The 22,640-nt window shown below is 73.1% G+C and carries 15 protein-coding genes; 11 read left to right on the plus strand and 4 right to left on the minus strand.

All coding sequences use genetic code 11. The annotated features are described in order from the left end of the window. Positions 1-112: 112 nt before the first annotated feature. Positions 113-2,911 carry a lysylphosphatidylglycerol synthase transmembrane domain-containing protein gene (locus OCT49_RS23855; protein ID WP_283853876.1) on the minus strand — a complete coding sequence of 933 codons (2,799 nt, stop codon included), beginning with the start codon at positions 2,909-2,911 and terminating at the stop codon, positions 113-115. 221 nt (positions 2,912-3,132) lie between these two features. Here OCT49_RS23855 and OCT49_RS23860 point away from each other — a divergent pair, with 221 nt between their 5' ends. The 5 genes from OCT49_RS23860 to nudC all read left to right on the plus strand — a co-directional run bounded on the left by OCT49_RS23860 (position 3,133) and on the right by nudC (position 13,980). Beyond that, entirely contained in the window at positions 3,133-3,606 is a 474-nt protein-coding gene (locus OCT49_RS23860; RefSeq protein ID WP_283853877.1) for an MGMT family protein, read from the plus strand. A 611-nt stretch (positions 3,607-4,217) separates the two neighbouring features. Beyond that, on the plus strand, positions 4,218-7,694 hold the full coding sequence (locus OCT49_RS23865; RefSeq protein WP_283853878.1) for an ATP-dependent helicase: 3,477 nt from the start codon (positions 4,218-4,220) through the stop codon (positions 7,692-7,694). A gap of 196 nt (positions 7,695-7,890) precedes the next feature. Further along, a complete protein-coding gene (locus tag OCT49_RS23870) occupies positions 7,891-11,583 on the plus strand; it encodes an ATP-dependent helicase (RefSeq protein WP_283853879.1) in 3,693 nt (1,230 codons plus the stop codon). 10 nt (positions 11,584-11,593) lie between these two features. Further along, positions 11,594-12,988, plus strand: a complete 1,395-nt coding sequence (locus OCT49_RS23875; RefSeq protein ID WP_283853880.1) for a dipeptidase — start codon at positions 11,594-11,596, stop codon at positions 12,986-12,988. A gap of 44 nt (positions 12,989-13,032) precedes the next feature. Next, the gene (gene nudC, locus OCT49_RS23880; RefSeq protein ID WP_283853881.1) at positions 13,033-13,980 is read left to right on the plus strand and encodes an NAD(+) diphosphatase; all 948 of its coding nucleotides are present in this window, start codon (positions 13,033-13,035) and stop codon (positions 13,978-13,980) included. 131 nt (positions 13,981-14,111) lie between these two features. Here nudC and OCT49_RS23885 read toward each other — a convergent pair whose 3' ends face one another. Further along, positions 14,112-14,366: a glutaredoxin domain-containing protein gene (locus OCT49_RS23885; protein ID WP_283853882.1), complete on the minus strand. Its 255-nt coding sequence runs from the start codon at positions 14,364-14,366 to the stop codon at positions 14,112-14,114. Between the two features lie 433 nt (positions 14,367-14,799). Here OCT49_RS23885 and OCT49_RS23890 point away from each other — a divergent pair, with 433 nt between their 5' ends. The 5 genes from OCT49_RS23890 (at position 14,800) to OCT49_RS23910 (ending at position 18,843) form a co-directional block, all read left to right on the plus strand. Beyond that, a complete protein-coding gene (locus tag OCT49_RS23890) occupies positions 14,800-17,013 on the plus strand; it encodes an ATP-dependent DNA helicase UvrD2 (RefSeq protein WP_283853883.1) in 2,214 nt (737 codons plus the stop codon). Between the two features lie 163 nt (positions 17,014-17,176). Continuing rightward, a complete protein-coding gene (locus OCT49_RS23895) occupies positions 17,177-17,509 on the plus strand; it encodes a hypothetical protein (protein WP_283853884.1) in 333 nt (110 codons plus the stop codon). Positions 17,510-17,682: 173 nt separating this feature from the next. Continuing rightward, entirely contained in the window at positions 17,683-18,051 is a 369-nt protein-coding gene (locus OCT49_RS23900; RefSeq protein WP_148839094.1) for a WhiB family transcriptional regulator, read from the plus strand. Positions 18,052-18,083: 32 nt separating this feature from the next. Next, positions 18,084-18,407: a putative WhiB-interacting protein gene (locus OCT49_RS23905; protein WP_283855918.1), complete on the plus strand. Its 324-nt coding sequence runs from the start codon at positions 18,084-18,086 to the stop codon at positions 18,405-18,407. Between the two features lie 208 nt (positions 18,408-18,615). Further along, a complete protein-coding gene (locus OCT49_RS23910) occupies positions 18,616-18,843 on the plus strand; it encodes a hypothetical protein (RefSeq protein ID WP_283853885.1) in 228 nt (75 codons plus the stop codon). 286 nt (positions 18,844-19,129) lie between these two features. On the opposite strand, the gene OCT49_RS23915 is transcribed toward OCT49_RS23910, so the two are convergent. Then, positions 19,130-20,572: an ABC1 kinase family protein gene (locus tag OCT49_RS23915; protein WP_283853886.1), complete on the minus strand. Its 1,443-nt coding sequence runs from the start codon at positions 20,570-20,572 to the stop codon at positions 19,130-19,132. A 41-nt stretch (positions 20,573-20,613) separates the two neighbouring features. Next, on the minus strand, positions 20,614-21,759 hold the full coding sequence (locus OCT49_RS23920) for a ThiF family adenylyltransferase (protein WP_283853887.1): 1,146 nt from the start codon (positions 21,757-21,759) through the stop codon (positions 20,614-20,616). A 220-nt stretch (positions 21,760-21,979) separates the two neighbouring features. On the opposite strand from OCT49_RS23920, the gene OCT49_RS23925 reads away from it, so the two are divergent. Next, entirely contained in the window at positions 21,980-22,603 is a 624-nt protein-coding gene (locus OCT49_RS23925; protein WP_283853888.1) for a M48 metallopeptidase family protein, read from the plus strand. Positions 22,604-22,640: the final 37 nt, after the last annotated feature.

Consider the following 22,640-nt stretch of genomic DNA (forward strand, 5'->3'; position numbering starts at 1 on the left):
GGCCCCTTTCCGGACCTGGACCCTGACACGGCCCAGGGCCTTGCCCCGGCCCCCGGTCACGCGAACCGGGGGCCGGTACCCGGGAGCCGCAGGGCCGCGGGCCCGGGAGCCGTCAGAGTTCGCCCTTGCGGGTCAGGTGGTTGAAGCAGAGCCAGCCGGGAAGCACCGGCAGCCACAGCGTCAGCAGCCGGTACAGCAGCACGGCCGGGGCCGCGACCTCCTTCGGCAGGCCGACCGCGATCAGACCCAGCGTCAGCGCGGGCTCGACCGCGCCCATACCGCCCGGCGTGGGCGCCGCCGACCCCAGCGCGTTGCCGGCCAGGAAGACCACCGCGATGCTCGCGTAGCTGAGCGTCGGCACGTCCGGACCGCTGAACGCCCGGATCGACGCGTCCAGGCACATCACGAACGTCCCGCTCAGCAGCAGCATCCCGCCGATGCCCGTCAGCAGCTTCTGCGGCCGCTGCACCACGTCGAGCATGCGCGGCACGACCCCGGCGAACAGCGACCGCACCCGCGTCACCACGAACTTCCGCAGGAACGGAACCGCCGTCACCACCAGCACCAGCACGGCGACCGTCAGCAGCCCGGCGATCACGGTCCTGGACGGGGTGAGCGAGGACGGGGTCCGCTCGGTGCCGGTCAGATAGCCGAACGCACCCAGCAGCAGGATGTGGCAGCCCAGGCCGAACAGCTGCGAGGCGCCGACACTCGCCACCGCGAGCCCCGGCCGCACCCCGGCCCGTTGCAGGAAGCGGGTGTTCAGCGCCACGCCGCCGACCGCGGCCGGGGCGACGAGCTTCACGAAGGACCCGGCGACCTGCGCCAGCACGGTCCTCCCGAACGACACCCGCTCCGGTACGAAGCCCAGCAGGCTCATCGCGGCCGCGACGTAGCTCAGCGCCGAGAAGCCGACGGCGGTCGCCACCCAGCCCCACTCCGCCTGCTCGACGACCGCGCCGAAGTCGGCCTGGGTCACCTGCGAGATGAGGAGGTAGGCGGCGATCGCACCGGCGATGCAGCTGACCAGGGTCCGCGGCTTGATGCGCTCCAGGCGGACCGGCTCGACCGGCGCCTGCGGCCGGATCCGCAGCACCTGCTGCCGCATCTGGGAGAGCAGGTCCTCCTCGCGAGCCCCTTCCAGCGCGTCGTCCAGGGCCCGCTTCTCGGCCTGCTTCTGGTTGCGGAGCGCCTTGCGGCCCGGCTTGCGGCCGGTACGGTCGTCGGCCCCGGGCCCGGCCGCCCCCTCCGGTGCGCCGTGCTCCTGCGCCCTGGCCCGCCTGGCCGCGTCCGACGCCTCCAGCACCGCCTCCCGCTCCCGCTGCGCACGCTCCCGGGCCAGCCGGCGCAGCGTCGCCCGGGTCGAACGGCTCAGCGCGATCGGCTGGAGCAGCGGCAGGCAGTCGGCGACGACATCGGGGCCGAGGACCTTCAGGGCCCCGGCCACGGCCCGCTCGGCCCCCACCCGCAGAGCGGTGGTGGTCAGCAGCTGGGCGACGTCCATCCGCAGCATCAGGTCGCCGGCCGCGATCTCGCCGCCGCGCAGATCGGTGACGAACACCTTGCCGGAACGATCCACCAGGATGGCGTCACCCGTGAGCCTGCGGTGCGCGATCCGTCGCGACTGGAGCGCCTTCAGCTGGCGCCAGGCGCCGCGCAGCACCTCGTCGGTGATCTCCGAGTCCTCCAGCGCGTCCAGGGAACGGCCGCCGATGTGCTCGTACACCAGCATCACGGCGTCGGGGCCGAGCTCGGACGTGGCGATCAGCTTGGGGGCGTTGGCCCCGGCGGCGATCGCCGCGTACGCGAGCAGCGCCTCCTGCTCCAGGGCCTGGCGCAGCGACTGGATGGAACGGCGCTGGGTGATGCCGCGCAGGGTGAGCCTGCGCCACGCCCGGTAGAAGAAGCCCTGGGCCTGCTGCTCGCGGTCGACGACCGTCACGTCGAGCGGCGGCCCGTCCTCCAGGGACACCAGGTAGCGGCGCCCCCGGTCGCTCTGGTCGCCCGCGTCGGGGGAGTCCTCGGCGCGCATCGCGGTGACGGGACGGAAGCCGACGTGCCGCAGCCCGGCCATCAGGTGCTGACCGGTCGGCCGGACGTTGGGCGAGCCGACCGTGTACAGCGTGCCGTACGCGACGCTCCAGCCGATCAGCACGGTCAGGACGATCGAGAACGGGGTCGTGTAGCCGCTGACCAGCATGGCGAACGCGTCGAGCAGCAGCACCACCCACAGCACCACCCGCCAGCGCGGCCGTCTCGCCATCCCGACCGCCGTCATGTACGCGATCACGGGGGCGAGGTAGCCGTGCACGGGGTCGGTGAGCGCCCCGGCCTGCGGCTGGGTCAGGGCGTCCTTGATGGTGCCGGGCGCGTACCGGGACACCCAGAGGTCGGTGGCGAGGGTGACGCCGTGCGCCAGCACGGCGGCGAGCACCCCGTCGGCGATCCGCAGTCCGTCGCGCTTGATCAGCCGCTCGATCGCGAACGCGACCGGGACGAGCAGCACGGCGATGCTGGAGACCAGACCGGCGATCTTGATCAGGACGTCGGGCGCCTGGTCGGTGCCCTTGTTGATGTCCTCCTCGAGACCGGCCGTGGTGCCGTGGGCGAACGCGGCGATCGCGAACAGGACGGCGATCGCCAGGACGCCGATGAGGAGCCGCATGAGGTCGGAGGGGCGGTGCACCCGGGCGGGGAGCAGCGGTTCGTCCCCCGAGACGCGTTCGGCCTGCTCCTGCGCGACGGTCGAGAGCGTCGACCCGGCCGGGTGGCCGGGGGCGGCCGTCCCCCGCTCCGGGCCGGACTCCCCGGCCGGCACGCGGGGCGTGTCCGGGCCCTTTCCGGCGGATGCGCGGGACTCGTCCGGGTGGGGCTCCGCATCAGAGGCGTCCGCCGCCTTCGGTGGCTGCACGCCCTGCTCCTTCGTCGCCTCTGAATGGTCTTCGTGGTCTCGTATCACCGGTCACCGCCCGCACGATGGTGGCACGGCCCGGCGACGGAGGGAGGCGTCAGGGTGCACTGCACGAACACGCGAAGCGCAAGATACGCCCCTTTGCCCCCGCACGCACGCCCTGGGGACGGGGGTACCCGGACCGGGCCGGACTGTCGGTGGCGTACGGCAGGATGGGGCGGATGAGCCAATACCGGAGGAGCGGCGGCCGGACGAACGGCGGCGGGACAACCAGCGGCCGGACCGGCGTCGACCGGGCGGAGAGCGCCGGGCCGACGGTCCACGAGCTGCCGGAGTACGCGGAACGGGTGCTCGACGTCGCCGAGCTGATCCCGCCCGGCCGTGTCATGACGTACGGAGACGTCGCCGAGTGGCTGGGCGACGGCGGCCCGCGCCAGGTCGGCCGGGTCATGGCGCTGTACGGGTCCGCGGTGCCGTGGTGGCGCGTGGTGCGGTCCGACGGGGTGCTGCTGCCCGGCCACGAGCTGCGGGCCCTGGACCACTACCGCGAGGAGGGCACCCCGCTGCGCGGGGCGTCGCGGGGCGCGGAGGGGCATCTGCCGCGCCTCGACATGAAGCGGGCGCGGTGGGACGGCGTCACCGCGGAGGGGGGCGGAGGCGCGGACCGGGACAGGGGCGGAGGTGCTCACATCTGACAGCTTCGGCCATTCGGCGGCGCGGCGGGCGGCGCCGGGCCCGTACGACACCCCCGGCACCCCGGTGGCGACGCCGGGCAGGACCCGCGCCGCGAGTCGGCCCCAGGGCCGGAACGGGGGCGGGAACGGGGGCCGGGACGGGGTCCGCACGGCCGGACGCACCGGCTTCCGCGGGGCCGGACGCACAGGTTCCTGCCGAGCGGTACGGGGCGTGCGAGCAGGTTCTTGCCAAGCGGTACGGGGCGTGCGAGCAGCACGGACAGCGCGAATCGCACGGGGCGTACGGGCCGGAGTGCGCGGGCCGTGCGACGCGCATGGCGTGTGCGATGCGCATGGCGTGTGGGACGCACCACATGACGCACACGACGGGCACGGCGTGCGTGATGCACGCGAGGTGCGCGACACATGTGACGTACGCGATGCGCGCGGCGTACGTGATGTCCGACACGGTCGGGCGTACGGTGCGGCCTCCGACCACGCCCGCGCCCCGGAAAGCGACGGGCCCCGCAGCCCGCACGTCCCGCACCGCGCCGCCGCTGGCGTAGCGTCGTCAGCCCGCGCACCGCACCGCACCCTCACCACCAGCACACCCACCAGGACCGGCGATCCACGTGAGTTCCTCCTCCTCCACCCGGCACAGTCCGTACCGTCAGGCCCGACGGCGGACCGCGGGCGCGTACCGACTGGTGCGTACTCCGCCGGGCTCCGTGGAACCCCCTCTTCTGGACGCGGCACAACGCGCGGTGGTTGACCACCCCGGCGGCCCGCTCCTGGTGCTCGCCGGGCCCGGCACCGGCAAGACGACCACGCTCGTCGAGGCGGTCGCAGCCCGGGTCGCACGGGGCGCCGACCCCGCCCGCCTCCTGGTGCTCACCTTCAGCCGCAAGGCGGCCGTGGAGCTGCGCGACCGGATGGCCGCCCGGCTCGGTGCCGCCCGCGGCCCGCAGGCCACCACGTTCCACTCCTTCTGTTACGCACTGGTCCGCGCCCACCAGGGCGCCGACCTCTTCGCCGAACCGCTGCGGCTGCTCTCCGGGCCGGAGCAGGACGTCACCGTCCGCGAACTGCTCGCCGGCCAGCTCGAACTGGAACGGGAGGGCTTCCCCCACATCCGCTGGCCCGACGAGCTGCGGGCCTGCCTGACCACGCGCGGCTTCGCCGACGAGGTGCGCGCCGTGCTGGCCCGCAGCCGGGAGCTGGGCCTGGGACCGGATGCGCTGGCCGACTTCGCCCGCCGCACCGGCCGGCCCGACTGGGGCGCCGCCGCCGAGTTCCTCGCCGAGTACCTGGACGTGCTGGACGCGCAGGGGGTGCTGGACTACGCGGAGCTGGTGCACCGCGCCGTGCTGCTCGCGGAGCGCCCCGAGGTGGCGGCGCTGCTCGCGGGGCAGTACGACGCCGTGTTCGTCGACGAGTACCAGGACACGGACCCGGCCCAGGTGCGGCTGCTGCACGCGCTGGCCGGCAACCGGGGGAGCGCCCGGGGCGCCGGGGGCGGCCGGGACCTGATCGCCTTCGGCGACCCGGACCAGTCGATCTACGCGTTCCGGGGCGCCGACGTGAACGGCATCCTCGACTTCCCGGAGACGTTCCGGCGGGCGGACGGCGCCCCGGCCCCGGTCGGCGTGCTCACCACGTCGCGCCGGTCCGGGGAGCGGCTGCTGGCCGCCACCCGGCTGCTGACCCGCCGGATGCCGCTGACCCGGCTCCCCGCGGAGAAGGTCCGCGCCCACCGGGAGCTGGCCGCGGTCCACGAGGGCGGGAGGGTGGAGGCGTACACCTACCCGACCGCCTCCACGGAGCTGGAGAACATCGCGGACCTGCTGCGCCGGGCCCATCTGGAGGACGGCGTCCCGTGGAACGAGATGGCGGTGCTCGTACGGGCCGGGGGGCGCACGATCCCCTCCCTGCGCCGGGCCCTGACCTCGGCCGGCGTTCCCCTGGAGGTCGACGGCGACGACCTTCCCCTGCGTCACGAACCGGCGGTGGCCCCGCTCCTGACCGCCCTGCGCGCGGTCGCCACGGCGGCCCTGCACCGGGGCGCGCCGGACGAGGAGGGGACAGCGGCACCGGAGGAGAAGACGGCAGAGGAGAACGCCTCGGCGGACGAGACACCGGAGGAGAAGGCACCGGAGGAGAAGACCTCGGCGGACGAGGTTCCGGAAGAGGGGAGCGGCCGGGCAGCCGACGACGGGGCCGGCTGGCTGGACACCGAGACCGCCCTGACCCTCCTCGCCTCCCCCCTCGGTTCCATGGACGCGGCCGACCTGCGCCGCCTCGGCCGGGCCCTGCGCGACGAGGAGCGGGCCGCCGGGAACCGGGTGCCGGCGCCCTCCGGCGACCTGCTGGCCCGTGCGCTGGCCGAACCCGAACGGCTCGTCACGCACGATCCGGCGTACGCCCGCGGGGCCCAGCGACTCGGCGCGCTCCTGCGCAAGGCGCGCGAGCTGCTCGAAGGGGGCGGCACCGCGGAGGAGGCGCTGTGGGCGCTGTGGTCCGGCACCCCGTGGCCGTCGCGGCTGGAGCGCGCCGCACTGCGCGGCGGTGCGGCCGGACGCAACGCCGACCGCGACCTCGACGCGGTCTGCGCCCTCTTCGACACCGCGGCCCGCGCCGAGGAACGCACCGGCGGGCGCGGCGCGCTCAACTTCCTGGAGGAGGTCGACGCCCAGGACATCGCCGCCGACACCCTCTCCCGGCGCGTGGTGCGCCCCGACGCCGTACGGCTGATGACCGCGCACCGCTCCAAGGGGCTGGAGTGGCGCCTCGTCGTCGTCGCGGGGGTGCAGGAGGGGCTCTGGCCGGACCTGCGCCGCCGGGGTTCGCTGCTGGAGGCGGACCGGATCGGCCGCGACGGCCTGGCCGAGCCGCTCACCCCCGGCGCCCTCCTCGCCGAGGAGCGCCGGCTCTTCTACGTCGCGGCGACCCGCGCCCGGGAACGCCTCGTCGTCACCGCGGTGAAGGCCCCCGCGGACGACGGCGACCAGCCGTCCCGCTTCCTCGCCGAACTCGGCGTCGAACCGCGCGACGTCACCGGCCGCCCGCGCCGCCCCCTCGCCGTCGCCGCGCTCGTCGCCGAACTGCGCGCCACCACCGTCGATCCCGAGGCGTCCGACGTCCTGCGGGAGGAGGCCGCCCGCCGGCTCGCCCGCCTCGCCGCGCTCACCGACGAGGAGGGCGCACCGCTCGTACCGGCGGCGCACCCCCACCGCTGGTGGGGCCTGTACGAGCCGACCCGTTCCGCCGTGCCGCTCCGCGACCGGGACCGGCCCGTGGCGCTGTCCGGCAGTGCGCTCGACCAGCTCGCCAACACGTGTGCGCTCCAGTGGTTCCTCGGCCGCGAGGTGAAGGCGGACGCCCCGGCGACGGCCGCCCAGGGCTTCGGCAACGTCGTCCACGTACTCGCCGACGAGGTGGCCTCCGGGCGCACCCCCGCCGATCTGGACGTCCTGATGGAACGGCTGGACTCGGTCTGGGACGGCCTGGTCTTCGACGCCCCCTGGAAGTCCCGGCAGGAGAAGGAACAGGCGCGGATCGCCCTCGAACGCTTCCTGCGCTGGCACGTCATGGACCGCACCGGCCGCACCTCCGCCGCGAGCGAGCACGACTTCGACGTGACGCTGGAGGCGGGGGAGTACGAGGTGCGCATCCGGGGCTCCATGGACCGCGTCGAACAGGACGCCGAGGGCCGGGCCTACGTCGTCGACTTCAAGACCGGCAAACAGGCCCCGACCAAGGACGAGGTCGCCCGTCACCCCCAGCTCGCGGTGTACCAGCTGGCCGTCCGGGAAGGGGCGGTCGACGAGGTCTTCGACGGCCGACGCCCCGAGCCGGGCGGCGCCGAACTGGTGCAGCTGCGCCAGGCCGCCGCCAAGAAGGAGGGCGGCGACGCCCTTCCCAAGGTGCAGGCGCAGGGACCGCTGGACGGCGGGGTCGGTGGGGGCGAATGGATCTCCGACCTGCTGGCCACGGCCGCCGGCCGGGTCCTGGACGAACGTTTCACGCCCTCGACCGGCCAGCACTGCGGGCACTGCGCCTTCCGGGCCTCGTGCAGCGCGCAGCCGGAGGGCCGCCACATCCTGGAATGAGTCCTTTCGTGGACTGTTCGAGGAGCGGAGGCCCTTCCGCGGACTTCCGCGGAGCCGCGGAGCCGCGGAGCAGAACGGACCGGTCGTCCCCGGGCGTGCACACGGGCCGGTGAACGGGGTGCGCACACGAGCCGGTGAACGGGCTGGTGAACGGGCGGGGCCCCTCGGTGTCGGTGCCTGCGGCTAACCTCCTGGGGTGTCCTCACGCATCACCGATCCCGAGCAGCTCAAGGAGCTCCTCGGGATTCCGTTCACCCCCGAGCAGATGGCCTGCATCACCGCACCGCCCGCGCCGCAGGTGATCGTGGCCGGGGCCGGGTCCGGGAAGACCACGGTGATGGCGGCCCGGGTGGTGTGGCTGGTGGGGACCGGCCAGGTGGCACCCGAGCAGGTCCTCGGGCTCACCTTCACCAACAAGGCGGCCGGCGAGCTCGCCGAGCGCGTCCGCAAGGCCCTGATCGCGGCCGGGGTCACCGATCCGGACGCGATCGATCCGGACGACCCCCCGGGCGAGCCCAGCATCTCCACGTACCACGCCTTCGCCGGCCGGCTCCTCACCGAGCACGGGCTGCGCATCGGGCTCGAACCCACCACCCGCCTCCTCGCCGACGCCACCCGCTACCAGCTCGCCGCCCGTGTGCTGCGCGAGGCCCCCGGCCCCTACCCGGCCCTGACCAGGTCGTTCCCCACCCTGGTCAGTGATCTGCTGGCCCTGGACGCCGAGCTCGCCGAGCACCTCGTACGGCCCGAACAGCTCGCGGAACACGACACCGACCTCCTGCACACGCTCGAATCGGCCCGGCTCACCAACGCCGAACTGCGCAAGGTCCCCGAGACCACCGAGGCCCGTCGCGAACTGCTCCAGCTGACCCGCCGCTACCGCGAGGCCAAGCGGAACCGCGACCTCCTCGACTTCGGCGACCAGATCGCGCTCTCCGCCGAACTGGCGCTCACCCGGCCCGAGGTCGGCGCGATCCTGCGCGACGAGTTCCGGGTCGTCCTGCTCGACGAGTACCAGGACACCTCCGTCGCCCAGCGGCTGCTGCTCTCCGCCCTCTTCGGCCGCGGCCCCGGGAACGGCACCGATGCGCCGGACGGGACGGTCGCGACCGGCCATGCGGTCACCGCCGTCGGCGACCCCTGCCAGGCGATCTACGGCTGGCGCGGCGCCTCCGTCGCCAACCTCGACGACTTCCCGCTCCACTTCCCGCACGCCGACGGCACCCCCGCCACCCGCTACTCCCTCAGCGAGAACCGCCGCAGCGGCGGTCGCCTCCTCCATCTCGCCAACGGCCTCGCCGCCCCGCTGCGCGCCATGCACGAGGGGGTCGAGGCGCTGCGCCCCGCCCCGGGCGCCGAACGCGACGGCATCGTCCGCTGCGCCCTGCTCCGTACCCACGCCGAGGAGATCGACTGGCTCGCCGAATCGATCGCCCATTTGGTGAGGACCGGCAAGGAGCCCGGCGAGATCGCCGTCCTGTGCCGGACGGCGGGCGACTTCCCGGAGATCCAGGCCGCGCTCGTGGCCCGCGAGGTCCCGGTCGAGGTCGTCGGCCTGTCCGGGCTGCTGCACCTTCCCGAGGTCGCCGACCTCGTCGCGGTCTGCGAGGTCCTCCAGGACCCCGGCGCCAACGCCTCCCTGGTCCGGCTGCTCACCGGCCCCCGCTGGCGCATCGGCCCCCGCGACCTGGCCCTGCTCGGCCGCCGGGCCCGGCTCCTCGTCCACCGCGCGGCCCACGGTGACGACGAGGACTTCGACCCCGACCGCCGGCTCGCCGAGGCCGTCGAGGGCATCGACCCGGCCGAGGTGATCTCGCTCGCCGACGCGCTGGACACCTTCCTCGAATCCGGCGGGGAGGAGGACGACGGGCTTCCGTTCTCCGCCGACGCCCGGGTCCGCTTCGCCCGCCTCGCCGCCGAACTGCGCGACCTGCGCCGCTCGCTGGCCGACCCCCTGATGGACGTGCTGCACCGGGTCCTCGCCACCACCGGCCTGGAGGTCGAGCTCTCCGCGTCGCCGCAGGCCCTGGCCGCCCGCCGCCGCGAGACCCTCGGCAACTTCCTCGACGTCGCGGCCCGCTTCTCCGCCGTCGAGGGCGACGCCACCCTCCTCGCCTTCCTCGGCTTCCTGCGCACCGCCGTCCAGTACGAGAAGGGCCTGGACAACGCCCTGCCCGGCGGCGAGAACACCGTCAAGGTCCTCACCGCCCACAAGTCCAAGGGGCTGGAGTGGGACGTCGTCGCCGTGCCCGGACTGGTCACCGGCCAGTTCCCCAGCGGCCAGTCCCGCGACGCCTGGACCACCCAGGCCAAGGTCCTCCCGCACGCCCTGCGCGGGGACCGGGCCACCCTCCCCGACCTCCGCTCCTGGGACGCCAAGGGCCTCAAGGGCTTCAAGGAGGAGATGAAGGAGCACCAGTACACCGAGGAGCTCCGCCTGGGATACGTCACCTTCACCAGGCCCCGCACCCTGCTGCTCGGCTCCGGCCACTGGTGGGGCCCGTCCCAGAAGAAGCCGCGCGGCCCGTCCGGCTTCCTGCACGCGCTGTACGAGCACTGCGCGGCCGGGTACGGCGAGATCGAGGTCTGGGCCGACGAACCGGCCGAGGACGAGGAGAACCCGGCGCTCGCGGAGCGGACCGCCGAGCAGGCATGGCCGCTCCCCCTCGACGACCTCGCGCTGGCCCGCCGCCGCGCTGCCGCCGACGCGGTGCTGGCACACCTGGAGACCCTGGCCACGACGGAGGACGCCCCGTCCCCCCACAACGGCCCGTCCCCCCACAACGGCCCGTCCCCCCACAACGGTCCGTACGATGACGGCCCGTTTCCTGACGATGACGAGGCCCCGTTTCCTGACGACCTGTTCCTCGACGACCCGTACGAGGAGCCCCCGTACGACGACCCCTTCCCCGAGGACCCGTACGACGAGGCCCCGTTCCCCGACGACGAGGCGCACCCCGTCCCCGGCCCCGCCACCACCGCCGCCGGGGGCAGCGAGCCCGCCGACGTCCCTGGCACCGGAAGTACCTCCGACCCCAACAGCACCACCGGGCCCGCCCGTCCCGCTGGGCCCCGCATTCCCGCCGCCCGAGCCCCCGAGGAGGAGCGCCCCGCGCCCGCCGGGGAGCGCCGGCTCACCCCCGAGGAGTCCCGCACCCTCGCCTCCTGGGACCGCGACCTCGACGCGCTCACCGGCGAACTGCGGCGCGCCCGCGCCACCGTGCGCGACGTCCTCGTCCCCGCGTCGCTCTCCGCCACCCAGCTGCTGCGCCTCGCCGAGGACCCCGACGGCTTCGCCCAGGAGCTGGCCCGTCCGATGCCACGGCCCCCGCAGCCCGCGGCCCGCCGGGGCACCCGTTTCCACGCCTGGGTGGAGTCCCGTTTCGAGGAGGTGCCGCTGCCCATGCTCGGGCCCGACGAGCTGCCCGGCGGCGACGCGAACGAGGCCGAGATCGCCGACGAGCGCGACCTCGCCGAGCTCAAGGAGGCGTTCGAGCGCACCCCGTACGCCCGCCGCACCCCGTACCGCGTCGAGACGCCGTTCCAGATCACCCTGGCCGGGCGGATGGTCCGGGGCCGCATCGACGCGGTGTACCGCACCGGGAACACGTACGAGATCGTCGATTGGAAGACGACCCGCACCAACACCGCCGACCCCCTCCAGCTCGCGGTCTACCGCCTGGCCTGGGCCGAGCTGCACGGCCTGCCGCCCACCGACGTCCTCGCCACGTTCCTCTACGTGCGCACCGGTGAGATCGTCCGCCCCACCCGCCTCCCGGGCCGTGCGGAACTGGAACGGATCCTGCTCGACGAACAGCCGGACCGGCCCCCGCCGGCCGAACCGGCCCCGGCACCGCGGGCGGAAGGACCCCGCCGGACGAGGCACTAGGCTCAAGGCCATGAGCGACACCCCGGACAGCGCCGTCCGTACGTACACCGAGCAGCATCGCACAGCCTTCCTCGACGACCTCGCCGCCTGGCTGCGCATCCCGTCCGTATCCGCCCAGCCGGAGCACGACGGGGACGTACGGCGCAGCGCCGAGTGGCTGTCGGCCAAGCTCGGGGAGACCGGCTTCCCGGTCACCGAGATCTGGGAGACGCCCGGCGCTCCCGCGGTCTTCGCCGAGTGGCCGTCCGACGACCCGGACGCCCCGACGGTCCTCGTCTACGGGCACCACGACGTGCAGCCCGCCGCCCGCGAGGACGGCTGGGCCACCGACCCGTTCGAGCCGGTGATCCGCGACGGCCGCATGTACGGGCGGGGCGCCGCCGACGACAAGGGGCAGGTGTTCTTCCACACCCTCGGTGTCCGGGCCCACCTCGCCGCCACCGGCCGCACCTCCCCCGCCGTCCACCTCAAGCTCCTGATCGAGGGCGAGGAGGAGTCCGGTTCCCCGAACTTCCGTGCCCTGGTCGAGGAGCGGGCCGCCCGGCTCGCCGCCGACGCCGTGATCGTCTCCGACACCGGCATGTGGAACGAGACGACTCCCACGGTCTGCACCGGCATGCGCGGCCTCGCCGAGTGCGAGATCGAGCTGTACGGCCCCGAACAGGACATCCACTCCGGCTCGTTCGGCGGCGCGGTCCCCAACCCGGCCACCGCCGTCGCCCGGCTCGTCGCCGCACTGCACGACGCGGACGGCCGGGTCGCGATCCCCGGGTTCTACGACGGCGTCACCGAACTCACCGACACCGAGCGCGCGCTCTTCGCCGAGCTGCCCTTCGACGAGGACACCTGGCTGCGCACCGCCAGGTCCCGCGCCGCGTCGGGCGAGGCCGGCTACTCCACGCTGGAACGCGTCTGGGCCCGCCCCACCGCCGAGGTCAACGGCATCGGGGGCGGCTACCAGGGCGCCGGCAGCAAGACGATCATCCCGTCCTCCGCCCTGGTGAAGATCAGCTTCCGGCTGGTCGCGGGCCAGGACCCCGACCACGTCCAGCAGGTGGTCCGGGCCTGGGCCGGGACCCAGGTCCCGGCCGGTGTCCGGCACCGGATCTCCTTCGCCCCGGCCACCCGCCCCTGTCTGACCCCGCTGGACCACCCCGCCCTGCAGGCCGTGGCCCGCGCCATGGGACGGGCCTTCGGCCAGAAGATCCTCTTCACCCGGGAAGGGGGCTCGGGCCCCGCCGCCGACCTCCAGGACGTGCTCGGCGCGCCCGTCCTCTTCCTGGGCATCTCCGTACCGTCCGACGGCTGGCACGCCCCCGACGAGAAGGTCGAGCTCGACCTCCTGTTCAAGGGCGTGGAGACGACCGCGCACCTCTGGGGCGAACTGGCCGCGGCACTCCGCTGAATCCTCTGAACACCCGATCCATCCCGGGGGAGTAGGAAGCACCTGTGAGCACCTTCGACAACGCCGCCGCGGTCCGGCCCATCGGTCTGACCGCGCCCAGCGGCATCGACCGCGCCGCGCACCACCGCCTCGACGAGGCGTGGCTGGCCGCCGCGTGGAGCCACCCGACCACCCGCGTGTTCGTCGTCTCCGGCGGCCAGGTGCTGATCGACGACACGGCCGAGGGCGGCACGGAGATCGTCATGACCCCGGCGTTCGAGGCCCCGATCACCGAGACCCACCGCTACTTCCTCGGCACCGACGAGGACGGGGTCAGCTACTTCGCGCTCCAGAAGGACTCCCTGCCCGGCCGCATGGACCAGCCCGCCCGTCCGGCCGGCCTGCGCGAGGCCGGTCTGCTGCTCGGCCCGCGCGACGCGGGGCTGATGGCGCACGCGGTGGCGCTGGAGAACTGGCAGCGCCTGCACCGCTTCTGCTCGCGCTGCGGCGAGCGCACGGTCATCGCGGCGGCCGGTCACATCCGCCGCTGCCCGGCCTGCGGCGCCGAGCACTACCCGCGCACCGACCCGGCGGTCATCATGCTGGTGACGGACGAGAAGGACCGCGCCCTGCTGGGCCGCCAGGTGCACTGGCCCGAGGGCCGCTTCTCGACGCTCGCGGGCTTCGTCGAGCCGGGGGAGTCGATCGAGCAGTCCGTGGCGCGCGAGGTGTTCGAGGAGGCGGGGGTCACGGTCGGCGAGGTCGAGTACGTCGCCAGCCAGCCCTGGCCGTTCCCCTCCAGCCTGATGCTCGGCTTCATGGCCCGCGCCACCTCCTCCGAGATCAACGTGGACGGCGAGGAGATCGAGGAGGCCCGCTGGTTCTCCCGCGAGGACCTGACCGCAGCCTTCGAATCGGGCGAGATCCTGCCCCCGTACGGCATCTCGATCGCGGCGCGGCTGATCGAGCTCTGGTACGGCAAGCCGCTTCCGAAGCCGGGCAGCATCGGCTGACACCTGGCGGGCCCGGGCCGGGTCCGCCCCGGGCAGGCGCTCCCCGGACGCGTACGGGAACGCCGCCCTCTCCGTGGCCGAAGGGGTGTCCCTCCGGCCACGGGAACGGCGGGACCGCAGGAGCCGCGGGATCAGGCGGCGAGCGCCTGCTTCACCTGCGCCAGGGACGGGTTCGTCATGACGGCCTCGGCACCCGTGGAACCGACCACCAGGAGGGTGGGAACGGTCTGGTTGCCCCCGTTGGCCTTCTCGACGAAGGCCGCGGACTCCGGGTCCTGCTCGATGTTGATCTCGTTGTACGCGATGCCCTCACGGTCCATCTGGCTCTTGAGCCGACGGCAGTAGCCGCACCACGTGGTGCTGTACATCGTCACAGTGCCCGGCATGTCTTCGTGCTCCTCTGGCTCGTCCGTCTTCTCGGACTTGGTCTCGGTCTCGGACTCGGTCTCGTTCTCTTCGCAGCCTCATCCGTCGTGCGGAGAAGCCGGGAAGCGCGCCACCGCGGAACGCGGCACCGCCCGGAAGGGGAACGTACGCGAGCCGACCACCATTCCCGCCCCCGTCCCGTCGTACCGCAGTGCCGCTGTGCTGCCGTACCGAGTACCGCCGTACCGAGTACCGCCGTACCGAGTACCGCCGTACCGAGTACTGCGTACTGCCGCGCTCTCGCCCGGCACGAGCACCGCCCCGCGCCGGTCAGCACCGGTCAGCACTGGTCAGGACGACTGGAGGACGACTGGAGACGGGACCGGTACGACGAATGCGGCCCCCTGTGGACAACCTCCGCGTCCGGCTCCTGCGACCTGGCAGCATGGCGGGGTGACAGCAGCAACGCATTCCCTCCTCTTCCCGCAGGTCCCCGAGTCGGCCGACGCCGTGCTCGACGGCCTGGACCCCGAGCAGCGCGAGGTCGCCACGGCCCTGCGCGGCCCGGTGTGTGTGCTGGCCGGAGCCGGTACGGGCAAGACGCGTGCGATCACCCATCGCATCGCCTACGGGGTGCGCGCGGGGATACTTCAGCCGGCGAGCGTGCTCGCCGTCACGTTCACCAACCGGGCCGCCGGCGAGATGCGGGGACGGCTGCGCCAGCTCGGCGCGGGCGGGGTGCAGGCACGGACGTTCCACTCCGCCGCCCTGCGCCAGCTCCAGTACTTCTGGCCGAAGGCCGTCGGGGGCGACCTGCCCCGACTGCTGGAGCGCAAGGTCCAGCTCGTCGCCGAGGCCGCGGCCCGCTGCCGCATCCGCCTCGACCGCAACGAGCTGCGGGACGTCACCAGCGAGATCGAGTGGTCCAAGGTCACCCAGACCGTCCCCGCCGACTACCCGGCCGCGGTCGCCAAGGCCCAGCGCGACGCCCCCAGGGACCCGGCCGAGATCTCCCAGATCTACGCGACGTACGAACAGCTGAAGCGCGACCGCTCGGTGATCGACTTCGAGGACGTGCTGCTGCTCACCGTCGCCATCCTCCAGGACCGGCACGACATCGCCGACCACGTCCGCCGCCAGTACCAGCACTTCGTCGTCGACGAGTACCAGGACGTCAGCCCGCTCCAGCAACGGCTGCTCGACCTCTGGCTCGGCGACCGGGACAACCTCTGCGTCGTCGGTGACGCCAGTCAGACGATCTACTCCTTCACCGGAGCCACCCCCGACCACCTGCTGAACTTCCGCACCCGCCACCCCGGCGCGACGGTCGTCAAACTCGTCCGGGACTACCGCTCCACACCCCAGGTCGTCCACCTGGCCAACGGACTGCTCGGCCAGGCCCGGGGCCGCGCCGCGGAACACCGGCTCGAACTGATCTCGCAGCGCGACCCCGGCCCCGAGCCCGCCTACACGGAGTACGCCGACGAGCCCGCGGAGGCCGAGGGCACCGCCCGCCGCATCCGCGACCTGATCGCGGCGGGCGTCCCGGCCGGTGAGATCGCCGTGCTCTACCGGGTCAACTCCCAGTCCGAGGTCTACGAGCAGGCCCTGGCCGACGCGGGCGTGCCGTACCAGCTGCGGGGCGCGGAGCGCTTCTTCGAACGGGTGGAGGTGCGGGAGGCGGGCGTCGCCCTGCGCGGCGCGGCCCGTGCGGGGAGCAACGACTCCCTGCTCGACGACGCGGAGGGGCTGCCCGCGGAAGTGCGCGCGGTGCTCTCCACCAAGGGCTGGACACCGGACCCGCCCGCGGGCTCCGGCGCGGTGCGGGACCGCTGGGAGTCCCTGGCCGCCCTGGTCCGGCTCGCCGAGGACTTCGAACGGGCCAAGCCGGGCGCCACGCTCTCCGACCTGGTGGCGGAGCTCGACGAACGGGCCGCCGCCCAGCACGCCCCCACGGTCCAGGGGGTCACGCTCGCCTCGCTGCACTCCGCGAAGGGCCTGGAGTGGGACGCCGTGTTCCTGGTCGGGCTGACCGAGGGCATGATGCCGATCGCCTACGCCAAGACCGACGAACAGGTCGAGGAGGAGCGCCGACTGCTGTACGTCGGTGTCACCCGGGCCCGACTGCACCTCATGCTGTCCTGGTCGCTCTCCCGCTCGCCCGGCGGCCGCGCCGGACGACGCCCCAGCCGCTTCCTGAACGGGCTGCGCCCCGGCTCGGCGGCCCTCGGCGCGCGACACGGGGCGGCGGCCTCCACCGGCGGGATCGAAAGGGGCCATCAAGGCCAGGGGCAGGGGCCGGTCGCCAGACGCGGCCGACGCGGCCCCGCCCGGTGCCGGGTCTGCGGCAGGACCCTCACCGACGCGGGCGAGATGAAGCTGATGCGCTGCGACGACTGCCCCTCCGACATGGACGAGGCGCTGTACGAGCGGCTGCGCGACTGGCGGGCGGTCAGGGCGAGGGAGATCGGCCAGCCCGCGTACTGCGTGTTCACCGACAAGACCCTGATGGCGATCGCCGAGGCCGTGCCCGGCAGCGAGGGCGAGCTGGCCGGGATCTCCGGCGTCGGTGTGCGGAAGTTGGACCGGTTCGGGACCGCGGTCCTGGCCATCTGTGCAGGTGGGACGGTGGATGAAGTGCTCGGGGAAGCCGGCGACGAGACCTGAGGAAAACTCGTCGGAAAAATAGTTTGCGCGCGCCCCAGTCATCACCATAGGTTCTTAACCACGGAAACAGCGGCTTCTCTGAAGTCCTGGTTCTGTGCTGTACTTATCCGAATACGCAGGACCGGTTCGCCGGTCCCCTGGACGCCGAGAGGAGGCGATTGAAGTGATCAGCATCATCAAGACCAACGAACTGACCGATCTTTCCGTCGTCTCCGCCTGCTCGCTCGGCCTCGCCCGCTCCTCCGAGTCCTCGCTCCGTGGCACCGGTCTGTCCGGCATTCCTGCCGTCAGCCTGTCGGCCCCGGCGAGCCTCTCCGTGCGGGAGCGCAATGAGCGACCGGCCCAGGCACCGGCAGCAGCAGTAGCGAAGGGACAGGCCCAGGCCTATGCCTTTGCCGCCGTCGGTGCGGGAGCGGAATTCGGCACCAAGAAGCAGACGAAGCACCACACGATGTGGGCCTTCCGTGGGCCTGAACCCTGGAGTCATCCAGCCTGATCCACCATCAGGCCGGCGCCTTCAGGGCCGCGGAACCCCACTCGGGATCCGCGGCCCTTTTGTTTTGTCCGAACGGACGAGACAGCGCGAAGGGGCCTCGGGACAAGAAACACCCGGTACCAGCCGCCACCCGGTCAACAGGCCGGAACGAACAGACGAGGACACCACCCACCGTGCAACTCGAAGCGCACGCCCCGTCCGTACCGCCTTCCGACACGATCTCCCCGCCCGGCCTCACGGAGGACTCCACCTTGCTTCCCCTCACCGCGCTCACCGCGCTCGACGACGCCATCGAGAACCTCGGCGTACCCGTTCCGTGCCGCTCCTACGACCCGGAGGTCTTCTTCGCCGAGTCGCCCGCCGACGTCGAGTACGCCAAGTCCCTCTGCCGCACCTGCCCGCTCGTCGAGGCCTGCCTCGCGGGCGCCAAGGAGCGTCGTGAGCCGTGGGGCGTCTGGGGCGGTGAGCTCTTCATCCAGGGTGTTGTCGTTGCTCGCAAGCGGCCGCGTGGTCGTCCGCGCAAGAACCCGGTCGCGGCGTGATCGCCGACCTGGGGGCCACGGCTCCCAAACCCATGAAGCGCATCGGAACCATCGACCGTCCCCACACCCACGATCCCCGAAATCAGGCCCCCATGTCCGTCCCCACGAATGAGCCCGTCGGCTCCGCAACACCGAACGTCACGATCATCGGCGCGAACGACTCGCGTCAGAACAGGACCCGCGAGATGCAACTCATCCCAGAAGCCCTGGCGCGTGCTCATATGCACGACCGCATGAGGGAAGCCGACACGCAACGCCAGGCCGTGCGCCTGGTCACCGCGCGTCGGATGCAGCGCAGGGCCGAGCGCGCCTCGATGCGCGCCCGCCGGGCGCTGGCCATGGCGGTCATGCACTAGCCAGGCCGACAGCAGCACCCGCCGCCGGGCAACCGCTCCGCCCGGCGGCGAACAGCACCCCCAGTCAGTACCCCTTCCGCGGGGCCGGTCCGGTCGGACCGGCCCCGCGGTCGTGTCCCAGCGCGACCGAGCCGCATGCCGGTGCCGCCGTGCCTGTCCCGTCGTGTGGTGCCGAGCGGCGCGACCGCACCGGGGTTATCGTCACGACGTGGACGAGGAGACCCATCACCCGATTCAGCAGTCCGCTCAGCAGTCCGCGCGGAGCGACGAGGCAGCGGTCGTCTGTGCCCTGTGCCGCACCTCCGCCGACAGTGAGAGCACACCGCCGACCTGGATCTGTTCCGTGGAGAACGGTCGGCGCCGGTACTTCTGCGAGCAGTGTGCCCGCACCCACATCAGGGCGATCGAAAGCCGCCTCGACTCCGCCTGGTGGTGACCCCCTGGGCGTCCCGCTCAGCAGCACCCCGATCGGCGACGCCCCGAGCCGCAGCGTTCCGGCCAGCGGTGTTCCGGCCGGAGGCTTCCCGTCCTCGCCCGGGCCCTCCCCGACCCGGTCCTCCCCGCCCCGGGCCGGAACGTGCCTGCCGGAAACGCGCCTGTTGGAAACGCGCTTACCGGGAACAACGCGCCCGGCGGGAACGCTCCGACCGGGAACGCGCCGACCAGGAACGCGCCGGCCAAGAACGCACCTGGCGGGAACGTACCCGTGGCGTCGCCCTGGCCTAAGCCCCTGCGGGCGCGTCCTCCACCAGTTCCGGTGTCACACCCTCCTGCTCGTCCTCCACCGGCTCCCGCGCCGCGTCCTCCTCCTCGTACTCCGGCAGGAAGCCCGGCAGCCAGGCTTCGAGCTCGTCGCGCAGCCGTACCGTCGCCCCCAACTGGCACAGCACCCCGATCGTGCTCAACGTCACCCGGTGTATCAGGAGATAGGCGGGCGGCAGGTTCAGCTGCTTGCCGAGCTGATGGGCGGGGGAGCGGAGGTCGGCGATCTGTGCCGCCTGGGTGCGCAACCAGCTCCGGGTAAAGGTGAACTCCTCCACCTGCGCCGGTTCGATGATGGGCAGGAGATACTCGAGCACCGCGTCCGGGTCGAGGTCGACCGACTCCTTGACGAACCCCTCCTCGCACAACAGCTCGTAGACCGCCGCCGCCTCACCCTCCAGCGCCAGTCGCAAGGAGTCGCCGATCGGCTGCGGCAGACCACCCGGCAGCCGGTCCACCGTTCCGAAGTCCAGCACCCCGAGCCGCCACCCGCTCTCCTCGCCGTCCTCCTCGCCCGCTCCCTCGTCCGGGGGAAGCAGCCGGAAATTGCCCGGATGCGGATCGGCGTGCAGCAGACCGGTGCGGGCGGGCCCCGAGAAGAGGAACCGCGCGAGCAACTGACCGGCCCGGTCCCGCTGCTCCGGGGTGCCCCCCGTGATCACGTCGGCCAGCGGAACACCGTCCATCCACTCCGTCACCAGCACCTGGTCGGAGTGGTACACCACGCCGGGGATCACGACATCGGGATCGTCGGCGAACTCCTCGGCGTGCTCCTGCTGCGACCGTGCCTCCTGTTCGTAGTCCAGTTCCTCCGAGACCCGGTCGCGCAGCTCCGTGATGAGCGGCTTGATGTCCATGCCCGGGATCAACGGGCCGAGCACCCGGGCGAATCTGCTGAGCTGGGTCAGATCCGAGAGCAGGGCCTCCCCGGCACCCGGGTACTGCACCTTCACCGCGACGTCCCGCCCGTCGTGCCACACCGCCCGGTGCACCTGACCGATCGAGGCGGCCGCCGACGGTGTGTCCGCGAATTCGAGGAACAACTCCCGCCAGTTCTCGCCGAGCCGCTCCTCCAGCACCGCGTGGACGGTGGCACTGGGCATGGGAGGTGCGGCTTCCTGGAGTTTGGTGAGCGCCGCCCGGTACGGACCGGCGACCTCCTCGGGCAGCGCCGACTCGAAGACGGACAGGGCCTGCCCCAGCTTCATCGCCCCGCCCTTCAGCTCGCCCAGGACCTTGAACAACTGGTCCGCGGTGCGCTGCTGGACCTCCCGGGCGACCAACTCCGCGGACTTCCCGCCGATCCGCTTGCCCAGGCCCCATGTGGCGCGACCGGCGAACCCCAAGGGCAGGGCGGCCAATTTGGCGGTACGGGTGACCGCTTTCCGGGGAAGATCAGACATGAGCCCCTCCAAATCCCAGACTGCCGTGCCGGGCGCGGCGGTTACCCGGCCATTGTGTCGTGCGTGGTTCCGGCCCCGGAGGAGCACTCCCTCCCAATGTGCCCGGCCGCTCCACAGGAACAGTCGAGATGCGCTCCGATCTGCTCGGACCGCCAGTCCAGCAACGGCAGCGCCGCCTCCCAGCGCGACCCGGTGCTCGCGGGCAACTCCCCGTCCAGGAAGGACAACGCGTGGGCGGCCGCCAACCCGGCCACCGCCGTCGCCAGCCCCAGGTCACAGGCCTGCACGGCGGCCCGCCGCCCGGACCGCCACTGGGACAGCATCCTGGGCCACTGCTCGTCCCCGTCCGCACGGTTCAGCTCCAGGCACCCCGCGCAGGCGGTGCCTCCGGGCAGGACCAGCGGCCCCACCACCCCCGTCGCCTCCATCACCCCCGCGTAGAGATGAGGAGTACCCGACGCGATCCACGGTTCGGCCGGACGCGGGTCGGGGGCGTACACCGCGAGGCCGTCGCGCGGGGCGACCACGATCAGCGAAAGCCCCGGCTCACCACCCGACGGGGAACCAGCCGACTCCGCCGTCCGGGGCGTCGCCCCGATGGCGGATCTGCGCACCAACTGCCGGGCCGCGGTGTCCCTGCGCTCACCGACGGACGTCGGAGGAAGCCCGCCGGGCGAGACGTCCCACGGCTCCGTGTGCCCACCGTCCAGAACCTCCACCCGGCCCACCCCGGCCCCCGACAGCACCGCCGCGATCGCGGCCCCGACCCGGCCCGCACCCCGTACCTGGACCCGCATCCCCCGACGGGCCGCCATCCGTCGCATCCCGCCGCCCGGTTCGGGATGGACGACGGAGAGCGACGCCAGGTCGGGGCGGTGCCGCTCCAACGCACCGGGCCGGTTCCGCAACGCCTCGGTCTCCGGGCCGGCGGCCCGTACGTCGTCGATCAGTCCGGCGCTCGCCAAGCGGTTCACCAGCACGTCCACCTGATGCTCCGACAGGTCCAGCGTCCGGGCCTCCTCGTGCAGCAGCGGAAGACCACGCGTCCCGTCGAGCAGTTCCAGAAAACTGCCCGTGGCGATATCCAGCGGGCCGAACTTCACCGCATGAGCAGGGGTCACTCCGAATTGCACGGTGCCCCGGCCGCGCCACGCGCGGCGCAGTGCGGGTTTCAACATTGGATGCACGACTACCCCCGGTCTGTGTTCCTCGATCTCTGTGCGTGGGCCGCGGCCCGGATCTTCGCGAGATCCGTTGGTCAGAATGCGGCCCGGCGCCGAAGCGCGCAGAAAGTTATCCACAGGTGGGGGGTATTAGTCATTCAAATGGTGCGTGCTGGGGTGTGGATCGGACACGAACCGTTCCGGAGGCGGGACTTCCCCCACCGATACCGGGTAACGTCGTCGCGTGCCCGCCGACCCGTCACCCGGAATCGCCGGGGAGACCTCCGTGAGCGGCGCCGGAACCCGGCGGCGCGACGCCTTGGACCGTCCGCCCCGTGCCTCGGCGACGAGTGCGGTCGAGGTCCGCAGGAGCAGCCGTCGCAGCAGAACGGTCTCCGCGTACCGCGAGGGCGACCGCACCATCGTGCTCATTCCGGCCCGGATGTCGGAGGCCGAGGAGCAGCGCTGGGTCGGGGTGATGCTCGACCGGCTCGCGGCGCAGGAGAGCAGACGCGTCCTCGGCGACGGCGAGCTGGCCGAGCGCGCCGAGCGGCTGTCCGCCCAGTACTTCGAGGGCCGGGCCAGACCGGCGTCGGTGCGTTGGGTGACCAACCAGAACACCCGATGGGGGTCCTGCACCCCGGCGGAGGGCAGCATCCGCCTGTCGCACCGGTTGCAGGGCATGCCCGAGTACGTCGTGGACTACGTGCTGGTCCATGAGCTGGCCCACCTGCTCGTTCCCGGCCACGGGCCCCGCTTCTGGCGGCTGCTGGAGGCGTACCCCCGCACCGAGCGGGCGCGCGGTTACCTGGAGGGCGTGGTGGCGGCCGACCGGCTGCCGCAGTTGCCGGCCGCACGCGGTGAGTGACATGCGGCGATTCCGTACCAGGTGTGTACCGGCTTAG

Source organism: Streptomyces sp. ML-6 (assembly GCF_030116705.1).
Classification (GTDB): Bacteria; Actinomycetota; Actinomycetes; order Streptomycetales; family Streptomycetaceae; genus Streptomyces.